The following is a 16,661-nucleotide window of genomic DNA, read 5'->3' on the forward strand; positions in this document are numbered from 1 at the left end:
CGAGCAGCGCTCGTGCGAGGAGGAGAAACATGAGATTCCGGGCTGTAGGCACGGTCGTCGCGATCATGGCGCTGCTGCTTTCCCCCGCCGCCCAGGTGCTGGCCGACCCGCACGCGGTCGCTCCGGTCGCTTCGGCCGCCACCCAACCGACTCCTCTCCCGCCCCAGGTGGCGTGCGACACTCTTGCCAGGACGGACGTCTCCCAGTCCGTCGGCGCTGTCACCGGGATCACTTCGGCGACGGTCACGACCACGTCGGCCGGCTACCAGGTCTGCGATGTCAAGGGCGTCATCGCGCCGCAGATCCAGTTCCAGGTGCAGCTGCCTACCACTACCTACCGTCAGAGATACCTGCAGACCGGATGCGGCGGGCTGTGCGGCTCGCTGAACATCAGGGTCCAAGCCGCGGCGGGCTGCGTCCCAGTGACCGACGGCACGTTCGCGATGGCCTCGAACAACCAGGGCCATGTCTCAGGTGGCAGCGCGGACGGAAACTTCGGCTACGACCCGCAGCTGCGGGTCGACTTCGCCTATCGAGCCGACCATGTGACCGCACTCGCGGCCAAGGCACTCATCAAGAAGTTCTACGGAGCGAGCCCGAAATTCTCCTACTTCGACGGCTGCTCCCAGGGCGGCCACGAGGGGCTGACCGAAGCACAGCGCTACCCCGACGACTTCGACGGCATTCTCGCTGGGGCGCCCGCCTCCATCACCACCGAGCTCAACACCTTCAACCAGCCCTGGCTCGCCCGGGTCGCCTTCGACTCCAGCGGGAAGCTCATCCTGCCCGCGAGCAAGCTGCCCGCCCTGCACAAGGCCGTGATGAACCGCTGCGACGGCCTCGACGGGCTCGTCGACGGGCAGCTCGACGACCCACGCGCCTGCAACTTCGATCCGGCGACCATCGCCTGCCCTGCGAGCGCCGACACTCCTGAGTGCCTGACCAAGGCTCAGATCACCGTCGTGCGCAAGATCTACTCCGGTGCCGTCACCGACCGCGATGAGCGCCTCTACCCGGGTGGCCAGGCGTACGGTTCAGAGCTCGCCTGGGCCGGGTGGCTGATCCCGAACAACCCCGCCGCGGCGCAGGACACGACGACCGCCTGGGGGATCGGCAACGGGTGGGTCAAGAACCTGGCCTTCGAGAAGAACCCGCCCCTGTCGTACAACCTCAAGGACATCCGCTTCGACCGGAAGACCTTCGCCGAGTCTCAGCGGCTGGCCAAGTTGTACGACGCCAAGGACCCCGACCTGAACGACTTCCGGCGGGGCGGGGGGAAGCTCATCATGTGGCACGGCTGGGCCGACCAGGCCATCCCTCCGACCGGGACCATCTGGTACTACAAGGCGCTCCAGAACAAGATGGGCGGCCTTGCCAACACCCAGAAGTTCGCGCGGCTGTTCATGTTCCCCGGCGTCTACCACTGCGGGGGAGGGTACGGGCCCAACACCTTCGACCTGCTCACCTCGCTGATCGACTGGGTGGAGAAGGGCAGTGCGCCCACGAGCGTGACCGCGTCGGTGGGCTCCCGTACCCGGCCTGTCTTCGCCTATCCGCAGGTGGCGCGGTACAAGGGCAGCGGAAGCATCGATGACGCCGCCAACTTCGTCGGGGCGCCGCCACAGCGGCCCACCCACGACGATCTTCACTGGCTCGGCGGCTGATCCGCCGATGACCGACCGTGCCGGCTCGGACAGACCGGGCCGGCACGGGTTCGCCGAACCCGGACAGGCCGGCGAGCATTGGCAAGAGCTCGCCGATACCGAAGCCCGGCTGCGGGCCTGGGGCGTGACCTCTGAGCCGGACGGACATCTCCTCGGCTGACCGGCCGGCCGAGTTCGCGGAGACGTCGGACGGCCTCGCCGATAGTGGTGCTGGATCCACCGTGAAGATGGTCCTTGCCCCACTGGCCGAAGATCGGCTGTGGGGCAGTGTCGTGGGTGTCACTCGAACGAATGTGGAGGGAGACATCCATGTCCATCAATGCGGGCGGCGACTCCGCGGCGACCCGGCGCGAGTTCCTCGTCAAGACATCCGCGGGCGCGGCGGCGCTCGTCGGCGGTTCCATGCTCGGGATGCCGGCCGTACGAGCCGCCACGGCCGCCGGCGGCACCGGCCGCGCCATCGCCCTGACCCATGTCACCGTGATCGACGCGACCGGAGCCCGGCCTCGGCCGGACATGACCGTGATCATCACGGGCGAGCGCATCACCGCGCTCGGCCGGTCGGCGGAAGTGCCGATCCCGCGTGGCGCCACGACCCTCGATCTGACCGGACGCTTTCTGATCCCAGGGCTGTGCGACATGCACGTCCACAGCGCCGCGGCGGAGATCAATCTGCCGCTCTACCTGGCCAACGGGGTCACGACCGTGCGCGAGATGTGGGGACAGCCCTTTCACCACGAGTGGCGTGACGAGGTCGAGAACGGATCCCTGCCCGGCCCGCGGTCGGTGATCGCCGGAACGCTCATCGACGGGTCTCCTGAACTGTGGAACGACCAGGCGCCCCGTCCCGGCGCGCCGATCGTGGTGACGAACGAGACCGAGGCGCGACGCGCGGTGCGTCAGGTCAAGCGCGAGGGCGCCGACTTCGTCAAGGTCTACTCCCGGCTGTCCCGGGCCGCGTTCCACGGCATCGCGGACGAGGCGCGGCGGCAGGGTCTCTCGTTCGGCGGGCACTGCCCCGACGTGGTCCCGATCGCCGAGGCCGCCGCCGCGGGCATGCGCAGTTTCGAGCACCTGGACGGCGTCTGGTGGTCGACGTCGGCTCGGCGGCACGAGATCGAACGGGCCCTCGCCGCGATCACGATCGACCCGGCCGACGCCTATGGGAGCTGGTTCCGCCAGATCGGCGTGCTGGAGTGGAAGGCCGCGACCAGCTACGACCCCCGGAAGGCCGACGGGCTGTTCGCCCGGCTGCGCCGCAGCCGGTCGTGGCAGGTCCCGACGCTGACCATGCTGCAGCGCCTGGATCTGCCCGGCGGCGCCGACGACCCACGGCTGAGATACGTGGTGCGTGAGGAGGCCGAGTTCTGGAAGCAGTGGGCCGACGCCCGCGACCGGGAACGGACCCCCGAGCAGGTGGCGCAGCATCGCGAGTTGTTCCAGCGCCGGCTGCGTCTCGTCGGTGCCATGCACGATGCCGGTCTGCCGATCCTGGCCGGGACCGACACCGGAACCACCTACATCTTCCCCGGGTTCAGCCTGCACGACGAGCTCGCCCTGCTCGTCCGGGCCGGGCTCAGTCCGCTGCGCGCGCTCCAGGCGGCCACCAGTGAACCCGCCCGCTACCTCGGACAGGAGCACTCACGCGGGACGGTTCAGCGGGGCAAACTGGCCGATCTGGTGGTGCTGGACGCCGATCCGCTCGCCGACATCCGCAACACGCGGAGGATCCATGCCGTCCTGACCCGCGGCCGGCTGATCGACGCCGGCCGACGGGAGCGGATGCTGGCCGACGTGGAGCGGGCGGCGAACCCGCCCGGCGCGACTCCGACCGGAGGCAGACCGGCCATGGCCGGGTGCGGCTGCCACGGCCGGGCGTTCTGACTCACCCGGCTCCGAGCGTACGGTCAGCGGTGTCTCCTGGTGCTGTTCGTCCACAGTGGACGACGCCCGGTCATGTCCTCGCCATCACCGGCCCCTGGGCCGGCAGGGCGGCGAGTCGTCTGTGCGCACCGGCGACATCGACCACTGAGCCGCTGAGCTCTTGGCGAACCGGGATGCCCGGTCAGAGGACCTTCATTCCGAACCAGCCACGGGCGGTCAGTTCACGCACCTCGGGATGGTCCATGTTCCTGACCCACCTTCCCGACATCACCGCACCTGCCCGGCGTCCCAGGCGGCGCAGTCCCAGATACGCGGCGACGAGAGCGACCGCGACGGCGAGACCTCAGTACCCGCGCTCGGAGCGGTCGGCGAGGCCGAAAGCGGCGAACAGGACGACAAGGAAGAACACCGGGATCAGGATAATGCGGCCGTATCCCGTGAAGTCGTCCACGATTTTGTTGTAGCCATGGGTTGTCCGACAAATGCTGCAGCGCGGGATGTCGACAACGCACTGCTCCGCGCTCTCGCTCATGCCCACCACGAAATACGTGAACCTGTAATTCCGGGAGAGATGGAAGCGGTCGACCGACCTGGGGTTTGCCTCTCTTTCTCCCGGCCGGACCGGCTGGTGTGGATCGAGTCCGACGTCGAAGGCGGTATGCGAACCACGATCACCTTCGTCGACCTGAACGACGGGCGCACCAAGGTGGTCACCCATCAGACCAACGTCCCGGCCGCATATCTGAGCGCCGAGGCGAGGGCCGGGTTCGGCACCAGCCTCGACCGCTTCGAGGCCTACGTTGCCGGTCTCGACGTCCGGCAGCAGCAGCGGTCGGAACACCGACCAGAACATCCGCTGGAGTAAGGAGCACGAGATGCCAGTGGTCACATCGGCCGACGGCACCGCCATCGCCTACGAGCACACCGGCGGCGGGCCGGCACTCGTCCTCGGCGACGGCGCCATGTGCCACCGCGCGGCGGGTCCGATGCGCCCACTCGCCACTTTGCTCCAAGACCGCTTCACCGTTTACACCTACGACCGTCGCGGCCGGGGCGAAAGCTCGGACACCAGGTCCTACGCGGTCGCCCGCGAGGTCGAGGATCTGCGGGCCCTCATCCGCGGGCCGGCGGCGGGGCGTAGGTCTACGCCATCTCCTCCGGTGCGGCTCTCGCCCTGGCCACCGCGGCGGCCGGCCCCTGGGTCACCGGGTCGGCGCTCTACGAGCCCCCGTTCATGGCCGAGGTCGAGGACGGCGCCCGGATCAAGGAGTACACCGAACGGCTGGGCGAGTTGCTCGACGCCGGCCGCAAGGGCGACGCCGTGGCGCTGTTCATGACCAGAGTCGGCGTTCCCGCGGAGGTCGTGGCCGACATTCGGGCACAGCCGGGCTGGGCCATGTTGGAGGCGATCGCCTGGACGCTCGCCTACGACGACGAGGTGCTCGGCGACGGCAGCGTGCCTCGCGACCTGGCGTCGACGATCGCGGTTCCGGCGCTGGTGCTCGCCGGTGGCGCGAGCCCGCAGAGCCTTCGGCAGGCGGCGAAGACCACCGCGGACGCACTGCCCACGGCCGAGCACCGGACGCTCGACGGCCAGACGCACGACGTGGCCCCGGACGTGCTCGCCCCCGTGTTGGCCGGGTTCTTCGGGGCCTGACGTCGCCGCCACTGAATCGCGGCACCCTGTCCGAGCGTCACCCTGTCTAAACTGCGAAAAGGGGTGTCCGATGAGCGAGCTGCCGCGCCTGATCAAACCGATGATGGCGACGCTCCGGCACGATTTACCCGCCGACGACGATGCCTACGCGTGGGAGCTGAAGTGGGACGGCGTCCGGGCGGTCGCCTACGTGGAGGACGGCGGCCTCAGGCTGATGTCGCGCAACGACAGGGACATGTCCCGCTCCTATCCCGAGCTCGGCGCGCTCACCGGCATGGTGGACGAGCCGGTCGTCCTCGACGGCGAGATCGTCGCCTTGACGGACGGCCGTCCCGACTTCGGGCTGTTGCAGTCCCGTATGCATGTCCAGCGCCCGACGGACCTGCTGGTGGCCTCGGCCCCGGTCCGGTACTACGTGTTCGATCTGCTCCATCGAGCCGACCGGTCGCTGCTGGAAGAGCCGTACACGGCACGCCGTGAGGCGCTCGAGGAGCTGGACCTGGATGGTGATCCGGTGCGTACGCCGCCGTGGTGGCGGGGCGGGGGTGAGGCGGTGCTTGCGGCGAGTGTCGAGCAGGGCTTGGAGGGCGTCGTGGGCAAACCGCTGACCTCCCGGTACGTGCCCGGCAGACGCGGACCCTGGATCAAGGTCAAGAACGTGCGTCACCAGGAGGTCGTCGTGACCGGGTGGACGCGTGGTGAAGGCCGCCGAGCCGACATGATCGGCTCGTTGATCCTCGGCGTCAACGACGAGCACGGCCTGCGTTACGTCGGCAACGTCGGCACGGGTTTCACCCAGGCGACACTCCGCGACCTCGCCGCGATGCTGGGCCGGCTGAGACGCGACGGCAGCCCGTTCGCCATCCCCGTCCCCGCCGCCGTCGCGCGCACCGCCCAATGGGTCGAGCCGGAGGTCGTCGGCGAGGTCGCGTTCACAGAATGGACCGGGGACGGCCTTCTGAGGCATCCCAGCTGGCGCGGACTGCGGCCCGACAAGCGGCCCGAGCAGGTCCATGTCGAGGAGCCGCAGTAGCTCGGGGGAGTGATCGGTGGCGACGTGATCACGACGAAGGCAGCGAGCAGGGCACCGGCCGGCGAGGCCGCCGACGGTCCGCCCCGTGGCCCGATGTGCCGGGCACGGGCGCGAACCGGCGGGACGTCACCTCGGGCGGATCATCTGAAGGCGGCGATGTTGCGGATCGCCCATTCGGCGAACGTGCGCGGCGGGCGGCCGAGGACCTGCTCGACGTCGGAGCTGATCCGCTGCTCGGCGGGGGTCGGCCGGCCGAGGATGTCGAGGGTGGTCTCGACGACGGGCTCGGGCATGAACCGCAGCATCTGGGCGCGAGCTTCGTCGCGGGTCTGCTCGATGAACCGGATCGGCTCGCCCAGCGCGTCGCCGATCGCCTCGGCTCGTTGCCGTGGGGTGCTGAGGACGGGCCCGGTCAGCTCGTAGACCCGCCCGGCGTGACCGTCCTCGCGGATGGCCGCGGCGGCGACCTCGCCGATGTCGGCCGGGTCGATGACCGGCAGCCCGGTATCGGCGAACGGCGCGGCGGCCGTGCGCTGCGCCCGGACCGTCTCGGCCCAGGCGAAGGCGTTGGAGTCGAAGCCGCCAGGCCGCAGAACCGTCCAGTCCATCCCCGACCGCATGATGGCGTCCTCGATGGATCGTCCCGTGCCCCCGTGGGAGGGCGACTGCGGCCGGGTCACGACTCCTTGGGAGGACAGCAGGACGACCCGTCGAACGCCGCCGGCCTTGGCGACGTCGAGGATGCCCCATGGGTTCACCAGGTGCGCACCGGCACCGCCGTCATGGAGGAACACCACGTCGGCGCCGTTGAGTACGGGCCGAAGACTCTCAGGCGCGGCCAGGTCTCCCTGCCGGTGCCGGACGCCCTCCGGCACGGCCACTCCCGAGACTCCTCGCGATACCGCCGTCACCCGCTCACCGGCCGCCGCGAGTGCCTGTACGAGTGGTCGGCCGACATTGCCGGTCGCTCCGGTCACTACGATCATGAACTTGTCCCATCGGTTGTGGCCGCTCATGTCAGGAGTTGTCCCGACTGAGTTAGTTGGCTGACTGAGTACGAACATAGCCAAGCGACCTGCGGCTTGTCTATAGTCAGTCAGATGACTGACTCGATGAGAAGTGATCACGGCACGGTCGTTATGAAGCGGGGCAAGCGGGAGCGGCTGACGGACGCCGCAGTGCAGATGCTGCATGAGCAGGGTGTCGAGAAGACGACGCTCGCCGACATCGCGCGGGCGGCCGGCATCCCCGTGGGCAACGTCTACTACTACTTCAAGACCAAGGACGACCTCGTCGAGGCGGCCATCGGCGCGCACGCGCAGCGCCTCCGGGCAATGATCGCTTCACTCGACGAGCTCCCCACTCCTCAGGACCGGCTGAAGACCCTCATAGGCGGTTGGGTGGGCCAGCGCGACCTCGCCGCCCGGTTCGGCTGCCCCTTCGGCACCCTGAGCTCGGAACTCGACAAACGCGCCGATGGTCTCGACCGCACCGCGGCCGAGGTCATGCAGGGCCTGATCGACTGGAGTGAGCAACAGTTCCGTTCGATGGGCCGGACCGACTCGCGCGATCTCGCGGTCGCCCTGATCGCCGCCTACCAAGGGATCTCGCTGCTCACCAACACCTTCCGCGACCCCGAGCTCATGACCCGCGAGGGCGACCGGTTGGAACGCTGGATCGACTCGCTGGGCCGGCCGTGAGGTGACCTCACGTCGGCGGGAACACGAGGACGTCACGGCGTGGAATGGGCAGACCCTGGAGGAGCAGGTGGACCAGGCGGTCGGCCGTTGTAGGCGCGCAGCGTGGGCGGCCGGTCGCAGTTCTCACCGGCCCCGATGACCTTGCCCGACACCATCCGGCGCGTGTGCTCTGTTAGGGTCACGTTCGTGATCACGCGTTCGAACGGTTGGTGGCCTGCCTGTTAGGCGGCCCCCTGCTCCTGCGCGAACCCACCGGCCGCCTCGATGAGGCGGCCGTAGTCGTGTCGAGACACCCGCAGCCTCATCGGGTAGGCCCATCCGACCGAGGATCGCCCGTGACATCGACCATGCCGCCCAGCGGCCACCCTTCTCTGACCGACCCGCGCAGCCCCGGCCCCGTCACCCGTTCGTGGGCCGGGATCCTCGCCACGCTGCTCGACCGCCAGGACCTGACCGGCGCGGACACGGCGTGGGCGATGGGCCAGGTGGTCGGTGGCAAGGCGACATCCGCCCAGATCGCTGGTTTCCTGACCGCGCTTCGGGCCAAGGGCGAGACCGCGGCCGAGGTCTGTGGCCTCGTGAACGCTCTCCATGAGCACGCAACGAAGGTCACGATCCCGGGGACGACCGTCGACATCGTCGGCACCGGCGGCGACCGCACCGGCGCGGTCAACATCTCCACCATGGCCGCCATCGTCGCGGCCGCGGCCGGGGTCACCGTGGTCAAGCACGGCGGCCGGGCCGCCTCATCGTCCTCTTGTGGTGCCGCCGACGTGATCGAACACCTCGGCATCCCCCTGGAACTGGCCCCGGACCAGGCCGTGCGGGTAGCGGCCGAGGCCGGGATCACGTTCTTGTTCGCGCCGACCTTCAACCCCGGGCTACGCCACGTCGCCGCGGTGCGCCGGGAACTGGCGGTACCGACCGCCTTCAACATCCTGGGGCCGTTGGTCAATCCAGCCGGCCCCAGGCATCAGGTCGTCGGCGTGGCCGATGCGCGGATGATGCCGGTGATCGCCGACGTCCTGGCGGCACGCGGGCTCTCGGCCCTGGTCGTCCGGGGTGCGGATGGGCTCGACAAGCTCACCACGGTGACGACGTCGCAGGTCTGGGTGGTGGGCGAAGGCATCGCGACCGAGGTCGTGCTCGACCCTCGCGACCTCGGTATTCCGCGCGCCGAGCCGTCTGCGCTGCGGGGCGGCGGTGCGGCCGACAACGCCCGCGTGGTCCGGGCACTGCTCGACGGTGAGCGCGGACCCATCCGAGACGTGGTGCTACTCAACGCCGCGGCCGCCCTGGTGTCGGTCGCGCCTTCGGTGGCCTCCCTCGCCGAGCAGCTTCTCGCGGGGATGGGGCGATGTGCCGAAGCCGTCGATACCGGAGCGGCGAACGCGACGCTGAGCCGGTGGGTCACCGCCGCCCACGACATGGCCCACGTCGATCGATCTGCACGAACCTGAGGACCCGCGGCAGGCTGGGCGGTCATGCGACCTGCCGAACGTCACGCCTCAGGCCGGGGCGAGGAGATCGGAGCAGCTCGCGCCTTCTTCAAGTCGGGCTGGAAGGAGCCGAACGGCGGGGACGTCCTCGTTGCCGAGCAACCGCAGGAGGGCCTCGGTGGCGGCCGATCCGAGGGCGGTCGCGGGGATGTCGATGAAGGTCAGCGGCGGTTCCTGCTGTTCCGCGATGGCCCTCGGACAGATCGCGACCACAGAGACGTCCTCGGGCACTCGCCGGTTGCGTTGCCGCAGCGTGGCCAACAGGAGCGGCAGCGCGGCCTCGTTCTGCACGACGATCCCCCTCGCGTCGGGCCGCTCGCGCTCCAGCAGGTCCAGCCAGGCGCGCACGCCGTCCCACGTCGGTCGGCACGGCTGAACGGAGTGGGCCAGGCCCAGCGACTTCGCGGCCGTGGTGAACCCCGTGCGGGTGCGTACGGCGTAGCTCTTGCCGTGGTGGTCCCGCAGTGTGGGAGAGGCCGCCGGAGCGAGGCGCCGCCGGCCATGCCCGGCGAGATACCGCACCGCCATGCGGGCGGCGTCCTCGAAGTCCAGGTCAACATAGAACAGCGCACCGGGTGGCCCGATGGCGATCCCGGGCCGTGGCCGACAAGTCCTGACGCGCCAAGCGGTCGGGTGCGCGGTCACCTCAGACGGGGGGCCTGAACGAGATGACGAGGTAGTCGTCCAGAGGCTGGTAGCCGATCCGCTGCTGGATGGTGTTGCTGCCCGGGTTGGCCAGGTCGGCGAAGACCACGACCTCCTTTGCCCCGGCGTCGACGGCAGCCTGGCTCACCGCGGCGGTCACCGCGGCGCCGTATCCGTGGAACCGGTGCTCGGGCGGGGTATAGACGGGCGCGATTCGCACCATTCCGGCGACCATCCGGGTCCGGCCGGCGAGGGAGACCGGGACGCCGTCCTTCTCCCAAAGGGTGACTCCGCCGTACCCGATCCGGTCGTCGACCGCCGCGCCATGGTCACCGGGACGCTCGCGTATCTCCCGCTCGGCGGCGTGATACCAGGCGAGCAGCAGGTCGCGGTCGGCGGGCTCGGCCGGACGGGCGCGACCGGATGAAGCCGACGGCCGCACCTTCCCGAGCCGGTAGAGCCGCCGGCGCTCCCAGACTTCGAAGTCGACGCCGGTCACCGCGCACCAGCGGGTGGCGAAGGTCTCGGCGATCTCGCGACGGGCCGTCACCCCCTGCGGTCGTCGCCCGTCTGCGGTCAGTGCCTCCGGCAGTTCGACCACGGCCTGTTCCGGCATCACGCTGAGCAGCAGTGGGAAGGGTGGGGTGTACACGAACGCGCCGGCGACGCAGCCCGCCGCGGGCAACCAGGCACCGAGCACCGCGGGAGCGTCTCCGTACGCGGTCAGCCCCCGGGCGCGCAGCGATTCCAACACCGTGACCAGCACGGTGTTCTCGACCGGCCGCGATCTCAGAAAGCCGCCGGCAGCCTCGTCATATTCCGCGATATCGCCCGTAATAACCCAGCTCATGCCTCATAGTGCCCTCCATCCAGAAAGGCGCGCAGAGAAGTCGGAGAATATGATCAATTCGGATCCGATCGGGTAATCGCCTGAACAGACGGTGCAGCCGTTCACGCGGTGTGCGTCAGGAACGGTCGACGTGGTGGCACGCATGCGGCCGAAAGCCACGACAGGCCGGATCGTTCAGACGCGCTTCCCGTCCTCCGCGGTGGTGAAGGTGTGGGGGTGCCCGCGCCCACCTCCGCCGGGGTCGCCCCTGGCCCTTCTCGAGGACGCGCAGGCCAGGGGTAGCCGGCCCGCCGGCACCCCCCGCCGACGGATCCTTGCCGGCTCCCGTGGGGGGTGACCACGGTGGTGAAGGCGCTATGCCGAATCCGGGAGTGGGAGGCCCGGCGCGGCCGGTTCGCCGTCTCCGTCGGCACTGAGGGTCGCGTCGTCGATGAGCAGCCGGGCGGTGGCATGTGCCTTGTCCATGGCGTCGGTGACGTTGCCCAGCGCGTGGTTGGCGATGACGCCTTCGTAGACGAACAGGAGCCGGTCGACGAGCAGCACGGGGTCGGCCGCACCGGTCGCCCGGGCGAGGCCGAGCATCCGGTCGCGCAGCGCCTTCTTGCGCGAGGTGACCAGCTCACGTGCGGGGTGGCCCGGATCGGCCAGCTCGGCCATGGCGTTGGCGAACGAGCAGCCCCGGAACCGCGACTCCGACGTCGCCCAGGTCCGCAGCGCGTCGAAGACCGCCAGCAGCCTGGCGGAGGGGTCGTCGCCCGCCGCCTCGAGGGCTCGCTCGAGGGTGGCGCGCCAACGGACGTCCCGGCCGTCGAGATAGGCCAGGATCAGTCCCTCCTTGCCGCCGAAGTGCTTGTAGAACGTCATGCGCGCCACCTGGGCGGAATCGATCACGGCATCGATGCCGGTGGCATTGATGCCGTTGAGGTAGAACAGCCGGTCGGCGGCGTCCAGGATCCGGTTACGGGCGGGGGACGTCGAGGGTTCGGTCTCGTGTGGCATGCCTAGACTATACGGAACGTTCTATACAGGGCATGCAACATGCCGTCGCACGCGGCTATCGCTCGCTCTGGAGTGCCTCCCGGCAGAGCCGCCTCAGCTCGGAGGCGTCGACGAGAGGCGCGTAATCGTCGGAATCCGCCATGCTCGTCCACGCGCCCGCGAAGTCGTCGAACTCCGCACCCGCGTGCAGCACCTCATCGGGTATCTCACGGCCGTGTGCGGCCACGAGCCGTTCAAGGGCCTGCATGGCCTCTTCCTTGTCCGGCTCGTTCTCGGCGTAGATCTCGTCGAGCATGCGCATCAACGGCCCGGCCGCCGCGACCCCTGCCTCGACCACCTCGTCCCACGCGCAGGCCGCGATGGCGAGCTGGACGGGGTCGTCACCTGCCCACGACCACCGGCGTAGCGTTCCGGCCGCCCACGCTCGCGCGGGACGGAACGGCTCGGTGAGCAGCGGCGCAAGCGCATCCGCCCACCGGGGGTCGTCGAGATCCGCGGCCACCAGCGCGGCACGCCAGCGGACCTCTTCATGCGGGTCGTTCACTCCCCGGCTGAGCACCTCGCCGTCCATTCGGGCCGCCACGGCGAGCGCGGCCTTGCGTACCTCGTGGCTCTCGTCGTCCAGCATTTCGCGCAGCGCCGCGATCGCCTCTGAGCCGCTCACCTTGCGAAGGGCGGCGACCGCGGCCAGCCGGATCGGCCAGCTCTCGTCGTCCAGGCACTTTCCGAGGGCGGCGACCGAAGCCGGAGCGTCCATGCCGTTCAGGGCCATGAGCGCGGCTCGGCGGACCATGGCGTCCTCGTCGTCCAGGCATTCGCCAAGGGCCGCGACCGCCTCAGGGCCGCCGAGATCGCGCAGCGCGTCGACGGCCCAGAGACGATCGGCGTCGTCACTGCGCAGCACCCGGATCAACGCCTCGGCGATCGGCTCGTCGTCAGGCAGGCCGGCCGGCGGATGCGAGGTGGCCTCCATGTCCTCGGGCAGGTTGGCCAGAAACCCTTCCAGCGTGGCGAACGTGCCGACCAGCGCCTGCTCCTCGAAGGCGGTGCCGAGGGACGGCGCGCCCGGCGTATCGAGGGAGTGCCCGGTCATCATCTCGAGGCGATACACCGTGGCCGCCGCGCTCTCGGCGGAGGCCTTGGCATAGGCCGCCCCGCCCCAGGTCATGTCGGATGCGGCCCCCACCGAAGCGGCGCCGTCGGCGATCTCGCTGAGCAGGGCCCTCGCGGTACCGAAATCACCGGCCCACACGAGCTGCCGGGCCTGCCCTCCGGCGTCACGCGTCAATCGTGTCGGGCGGACGGTCGTGGAGCGGCGGGACCGCATGATGGTCCTCAGTGCGTCCCTCAGCGCCGCGCGACGTCCCGGGAAGCCCTCGTCCAGCAGCGCATCGACGAGCGCGCCGACGGCCGCCGGACCGCCGATCCGGCCGAGCGCCTTGGCGGCGTCCTGCCCGACCCGGCCGCCCCCGTCGTCCGCCGTGTCGTAGAGCAGGCCGGCGAGCCGGTCGGTGGCGGCCGGATCCCCGATCTCGCCCACCCTGCGCACGATCTGGCGGCTGGTTCCGGCGTCAGAGCCCTCGAGCGCGGCCAGCAGCGCCTCGACAGCGCCTCGGCCACCGATCCTGCTCAGCGCCCCGGCGGCCTCGCTCACCGTCGCGGGCCGGTCATGGTGCAGCAGCTCCGCCAGCCCGGCCACATCGCCGGCGCGTTCCAAAGCGTCCACTTTCCGACGCCGATATCGTTCGAGCATCACCCCACAATGGCAGAGATCGTCAGGCGCCCTCCGAGCTTCGCCGTGATGCCGGGGCCGGCGGATGCGACGGCGGCGCCTGAGCCGGAGCCCGGCCAATTCGGAGATGCCGCCCGATCCTGCGCGACAGACCGACGACAGGAAACGACAGCGCCGTGATTCAGCGTGCCGCCGAGAGGCTTGGCGAGCGCCAGGATTCACGGAGGGTGAATGATGAAACGCTGCTCCCGAGGACGCCTGAGTCTGGGGTTCGCGGCCGAGGGCTGATACACAGCCGATGAACCATCAAGCGGTCGCGGATACGTGACGGCGACAGCGTGGACGCCTGCGCCGCGCATGGTGGCCTCATGCTCGAAGAACCCGGTACGCGACCCACCCCGATCCGGCCCCACTCGCGCGTCGACCGCTGGAAGCGGCCCGAACGCCTGCGCATCGCCGTATCGGCGATCGCCGTCATCGCCTGCCTCGGCTTGGCGGCATTCGCCTTCGGTCCTCGATGGATGGACACCGCCGCACCTGCCGACGGGTCAGGTTCCTCCAGGCCGTGGTGGAGCACCCGCCATACCGTCGGAGTGCGGGACGGATTTGTACCGGATGGCGGGCGTCTTTCTCCCCACGACACCGGGCCGCCGGCGATCGCGAAGCTGGACCCGAAGCTCCTGGGCGCCGTGCAGCAGGCGGCGGACGACGCGGCCGACGACGGCATCGAGATGTTCGTGACGACCGGCTGGCGGAGCAAGGCGTTCCAGCGACAGTTGCTCGACGAAGCGATCCACAAGTACGGCAGCGAGCGAGAGGCCCGCCATTACGTCGACACCCCCGAACGGTCGCACCATGTCACCGGCGATGCGGTGGACATCGGTCCGACCGATGCCGACAGCTGGCTGAGCCAGCATGGAACCGACTATGGACTATGCCAGACCTACGCGAATGAGATGTGGCACTTCGAACTCGCCACGACGCCAGGAGGTGTCTGCCCCGAAATGCGCCCCGACGCGAGCAGCGGATGACCCGGTGCGTTCTTCCAGACCAGTGATGCGCGGCGTCCTGCTCTGGAGTGGTAGCAATCTTCAGACCGTGATGACGACCTTTCCCGGGGCGTGGCCCTCTTCCTGATATTCGACAGCAGCCGGGATCTCCTCGAATGGAAAACTCCGGTCGATGATCGGAGTGATCTTGCCGTCCTGGATGAGCTCGGTCAGCGTCATCAGGTTCTTCTTTTCTCTTTGCACCGGACCACATCGGCCATGACCATTCTCTGCGACACGAACGGCGACGCCGCGAGCGAGCGGAATATGTGGCCGGCGGGTTCCAGCCATCGGCCGGCCTGTCCGCCGACGGCGACGTAGGTCCCCGTGGGCGTCAACACCCGCCGGCACGCCGATCCCGAGCGGCTTCCCGCGATGTCGAGCACAAGGTCGTAGCGCTCCCCGTTCCGCGTGAAGTCCGCCGTAGTGTAGTCGATGACCTCGGCTGCGCCGATCGATCGGACCAGGTCCACGTTCCGCGTGCTACAGACGCCGGTGACCTCCGCGCCGAACGCCCGGGCGATCTGCACGGCGAACGTGCCCACACCGCCCGAAGCCCCGTTGACGAGGACCTTCTGCCCCGGCTGGATTCGTCCTTAGTCGCGCAGGCCCAGCAGGGCGGTGTTGGCCGCCATGGGCACCGCCGCCGCCTGCTCGAACGACAGGTTCTTCGGCTTCGGCGCCAGTTCGCCCTCTCGGACGCATACGTACTCGGCGAAGGCACCGTGTTCCAGCTGCGCGAACACCTCGTCGCCGGGGCGGAACCCCGTGACGTCCTCGCCGACCGCCTCGACCTGTCCCGCCATGTCGGCGCCCAAGATGCGCAGCCTCGGGTTGCGAAACCCCGGACCGCCGGGCATCAGGCGCGCGACGTTCGGCTGGCCGCGCATGTGGTGCCAGTCATAGGGCTGGACGCACCAACCCAGCGTGGAGTCGGGGTCGTCGTGGGCGACCTCGCTCAGCATGCCGACGAGGTGGGGGAGTTGGTCGGCCATGCTCTCGAGTGCGGCCGACGCCTCCTCGTCACCGGCGCCGTCGCTCGGATCGAACAACTACTGGCTGTAACCCAGAGCCCGGCTCCCCAGGGCGTGCAGCGCGTGTTGGGCCAGGTCGTACGATCGATCGCCGGTGCGGTCCGTCGCCGCACCCGCCGGATGCCGGTTCACTACCGTTGCGGTGAGACGGCTGTCGGCTTCTCTCGCTGTTCGGCGCCGCCGACGTCCTCCAGCAGGTCCTGTGCTTTGCGGTCGACGACCTGTGTGAACGCCTGCTGTGCGTATCCGAAGACCACGGCCCAGCCGATGATCTGGGCCGAGTTGTCGAGTGCGCTCAGCCCGGGGACGAAGTTGCCGCGCATCAGCATCAGGCCGAGCAGCGCGGTCAGCGCCCCGAGCGGCAGTTTCAGCAGCGCGAGCGCGGCGGGCAGGCTGTAGGGCGTGCTCGTGCCGCGAACCTTGCGGAGCGCCGTGGCGGTGGCGACGGCCGCGGCGAGGAGGCCGAGGAACTCGATCAGCGGGACGTCCCATTCGTCGACCGTGGCGGCGACCACCTTGTCGACGTCCGCCTGCGCCACCAGTTCGGACTCCTGCGTGGGGCAGACGATCCGCCGCGTCTGCGCCTGATCCTGGGTCTGTGCGACCTGCACCGGCTGGAAGCACACCGGCAGTTTCTCCGGCACCGTCACCCCGATGACGCAGGCACCGGTGGCCAGTACGACGAGCACGCCGGCGAAGATCAGCAGGAGGTTGCGGAAGCTCCGCACTCGCATCTGCTCGTTGCGCGCCTCGGCCATCGAGCCCTGTACCGCGGCGACCAGCCGTTCCCGGTCGACCGGCGACATCGGCCGGCCGCCTCCCGGGGCGGCCGCGGTGCCGCGCCCGCGCCGGGCGGCCCGGCCGACGACGCCGGCCGAGGTACCGGGGGCGGCCCCACCGCTCCCGGCGGCCTGT

General features: G+C 69.8%; 18 protein-coding genes. 9 read left to right on the forward strand and 9 right to left on the reverse strand.

The features are described from left to right. Positions 1 to 29: 29 nt before the first annotated feature. From HKK72_RS26180 to ligD, 6 genes are all read left to right on the forward strand, one after another. Positions 30 to 1,664 (forward strand): tannase/feruloyl esterase family alpha/beta hydrolase, encoded by a 1,635-nt coding sequence (locus HKK72_RS26180; protein ID WP_222721144.1) that lies wholly within the window; start codon positions 30 to 32, stop codon positions 1,662 to 1,664. A 7-nt stretch (positions 1,665 to 1,671) separates the two neighbouring features. Then, positions 1,672 to 1,824, forward strand: coding sequence for a hypothetical protein (locus HKK72_RS26185; RefSeq protein ID WP_187237090.1), 153 nt, complete (start codon positions 1,672 to 1,674; stop codon positions 1,822 to 1,824). A gap of 149 nt (positions 1,825 to 1,973) precedes the next feature. Continuing rightward, complete coding sequence (locus HKK72_RS26190) at positions 1,974 to 3,548, forward strand: amidohydrolase family protein (RefSeq protein ID WP_261987207.1); 1,575 nt, start codon at positions 1,974 to 1,976, stop codon at positions 3,546 to 3,548. A gap of 571 nt (positions 3,549 to 4,119) precedes the next feature. After that, positions 4,120 to 4,413: an SRPBCC domain-containing protein gene (locus HKK72_RS42860; RefSeq protein WP_410050342.1), complete on the forward strand. Its 294-nt coding sequence runs from the start codon at positions 4,120 to 4,122 to the stop codon at positions 4,411 to 4,413. 369 nt (positions 4,414 to 4,782) lie between these two features. Next, positions 4,783 to 5,205, forward strand: a complete 423-nt coding sequence (locus tag HKK72_RS41375) for an alpha/beta fold hydrolase (RefSeq protein ID WP_261987209.1) — start codon at positions 4,783 to 4,785, stop codon at positions 5,203 to 5,205. A gap of 70 nt (positions 5,206 to 5,275) precedes the next feature. Further along, positions 5,276 to 6,238, forward strand: coding sequence for a non-homologous end-joining DNA ligase (ligD, locus tag HKK72_RS26205; RefSeq protein WP_222721145.1), 963 nt, complete (start codon positions 5,276 to 5,278; stop codon positions 6,236 to 6,238). Between the two features lie 140 nt (positions 6,239 to 6,378). On the opposite strand, the gene HKK72_RS26210 is transcribed toward ligD, so the two are convergent. After that, complete coding sequence (locus HKK72_RS26210; RefSeq protein WP_315987455.1) at positions 6,379 to 7,254, reverse strand: NAD(P)H-binding protein; 876 nt, start codon at positions 7,252 to 7,254, stop codon at positions 6,379 to 6,381. Between the two features lie 84 nt (positions 7,255 to 7,338). On the opposite strand from HKK72_RS26210, the gene HKK72_RS26215 reads away from it, so the two are divergent. Both HKK72_RS26215 and trpD read left to right on the forward strand, forming a co-directional pair. Beyond that, positions 7,339 to 7,938, forward strand: a complete 600-nt coding sequence (locus HKK72_RS26215) for a TetR/AcrR family transcriptional regulator (RefSeq protein WP_261987210.1) — start codon at positions 7,339 to 7,341, stop codon at positions 7,936 to 7,938. Positions 7,939 to 8,285: 347 nt separating this feature from the next. Next, the gene (trpD, locus tag HKK72_RS26220; RefSeq protein WP_187237101.1) at positions 8,286 to 9,398 is read left to right on the forward strand and encodes an anthranilate phosphoribosyltransferase; all 1,113 of its coding nucleotides are present in this window, start codon (positions 8,286 to 8,288) and stop codon (positions 9,396 to 9,398) included. Positions 9,399 to 9,446: 48 nt separating this feature from the next. On the opposite strand, the gene HKK72_RS26225 is transcribed toward trpD, so the two are convergent. From HKK72_RS26225 to HKK72_RS26240, 4 genes are all read right to left on the reverse strand, one after another. After that, on the reverse strand, positions 9,447 to 9,965 hold the full coding sequence (locus tag HKK72_RS26225) for a substrate-binding domain-containing protein (protein WP_187237092.1): 519 nt from the start codon (positions 9,963 to 9,965) through the stop codon (positions 9,447 to 9,449). A 118-nt stretch (positions 9,966 to 10,083) separates the two neighbouring features. Beyond that, positions 10,084 to 10,932: a GNAT family N-acetyltransferase gene (locus HKK72_RS26230; RefSeq protein WP_187237093.1), complete on the reverse strand. Its 849-nt coding sequence runs from the start codon at positions 10,930 to 10,932 to the stop codon at positions 10,084 to 10,086. Positions 10,933 to 11,286: 354 nt separating this feature from the next. Then, positions 11,287 to 11,931, reverse strand: coding sequence for a TetR/AcrR family transcriptional regulator (locus HKK72_RS26235; RefSeq protein ID WP_187237094.1), 645 nt, complete (start codon positions 11,929 to 11,931; stop codon positions 11,287 to 11,289). 55 nt (positions 11,932 to 11,986) lie between these two features. Beyond that, complete coding sequence (locus HKK72_RS26240) at positions 11,987 to 13,657, reverse strand: HEAT repeat domain-containing protein (protein ID WP_187237095.1); 1,671 nt, start codon at positions 13,655 to 13,657, stop codon at positions 11,987 to 11,989. Positions 13,658 to 14,031: 374 nt separating this feature from the next. Here HKK72_RS26240 and HKK72_RS26245 point away from each other — a divergent pair, with 374 nt between their 5' ends. Next, on the forward strand, positions 14,032 to 14,694 hold the full coding sequence (locus HKK72_RS26245; RefSeq protein ID WP_261987211.1) for a M15 family metallopeptidase: 663 nt from the start codon (positions 14,032 to 14,034) through the stop codon (positions 14,692 to 14,694). Between the two features lie 60 nt (positions 14,695 to 14,754). Here HKK72_RS26245 and HKK72_RS41380 read toward each other — a convergent pair whose 3' ends face one another. The 4 genes from HKK72_RS41380 to HKK72_RS26255 form a co-directional block, all read right to left on the reverse strand. After that, positions 14,755 to 14,892 (reverse strand): zinc-binding dehydrogenase, encoded by a 138-nt coding sequence (locus HKK72_RS41380; protein WP_261987212.1) that lies wholly within the window; start codon positions 14,890 to 14,892, stop codon positions 14,755 to 14,757. Next, positions 14,892 to 15,257, reverse strand: a complete 366-nt coding sequence (locus HKK72_RS41385; RefSeq protein ID WP_315987457.1) for a zinc-binding dehydrogenase — start codon at positions 15,255 to 15,257, stop codon at positions 14,892 to 14,894. Before HKK72_RS41385 ends, HKK72_RS41380 begins: the two co-directional genes overlap by 1 nt. A gap of 51 nt (positions 15,258 to 15,308) precedes the next feature. Beyond that, positions 15,309 to 15,764 carry an alcohol dehydrogenase catalytic domain-containing protein gene (locus tag HKK72_RS41390; RefSeq protein ID WP_261987213.1) on the reverse strand — a complete coding sequence of 152 codons (456 nt, stop codon included), beginning with the start codon at positions 15,762 to 15,764 and terminating at the stop codon, positions 15,309 to 15,311. Between the two features lie 113 nt (positions 15,765 to 15,877). After that, the coding region (locus tag HKK72_RS26255; RefSeq protein WP_222721146.1) for a hypothetical protein at positions 15,878 to 16,661 on the reverse strand (784 nt) is incomplete at its 5' end.

Origin of the sequence: Actinomadura sp. HBU206391 (assembly GCF_014323665.1) — a bacterium.
GTDB lineage: Bacteria > Actinomycetota > Actinomycetes > Streptosporangiales > Streptosporangiaceae > Actinomadura_C.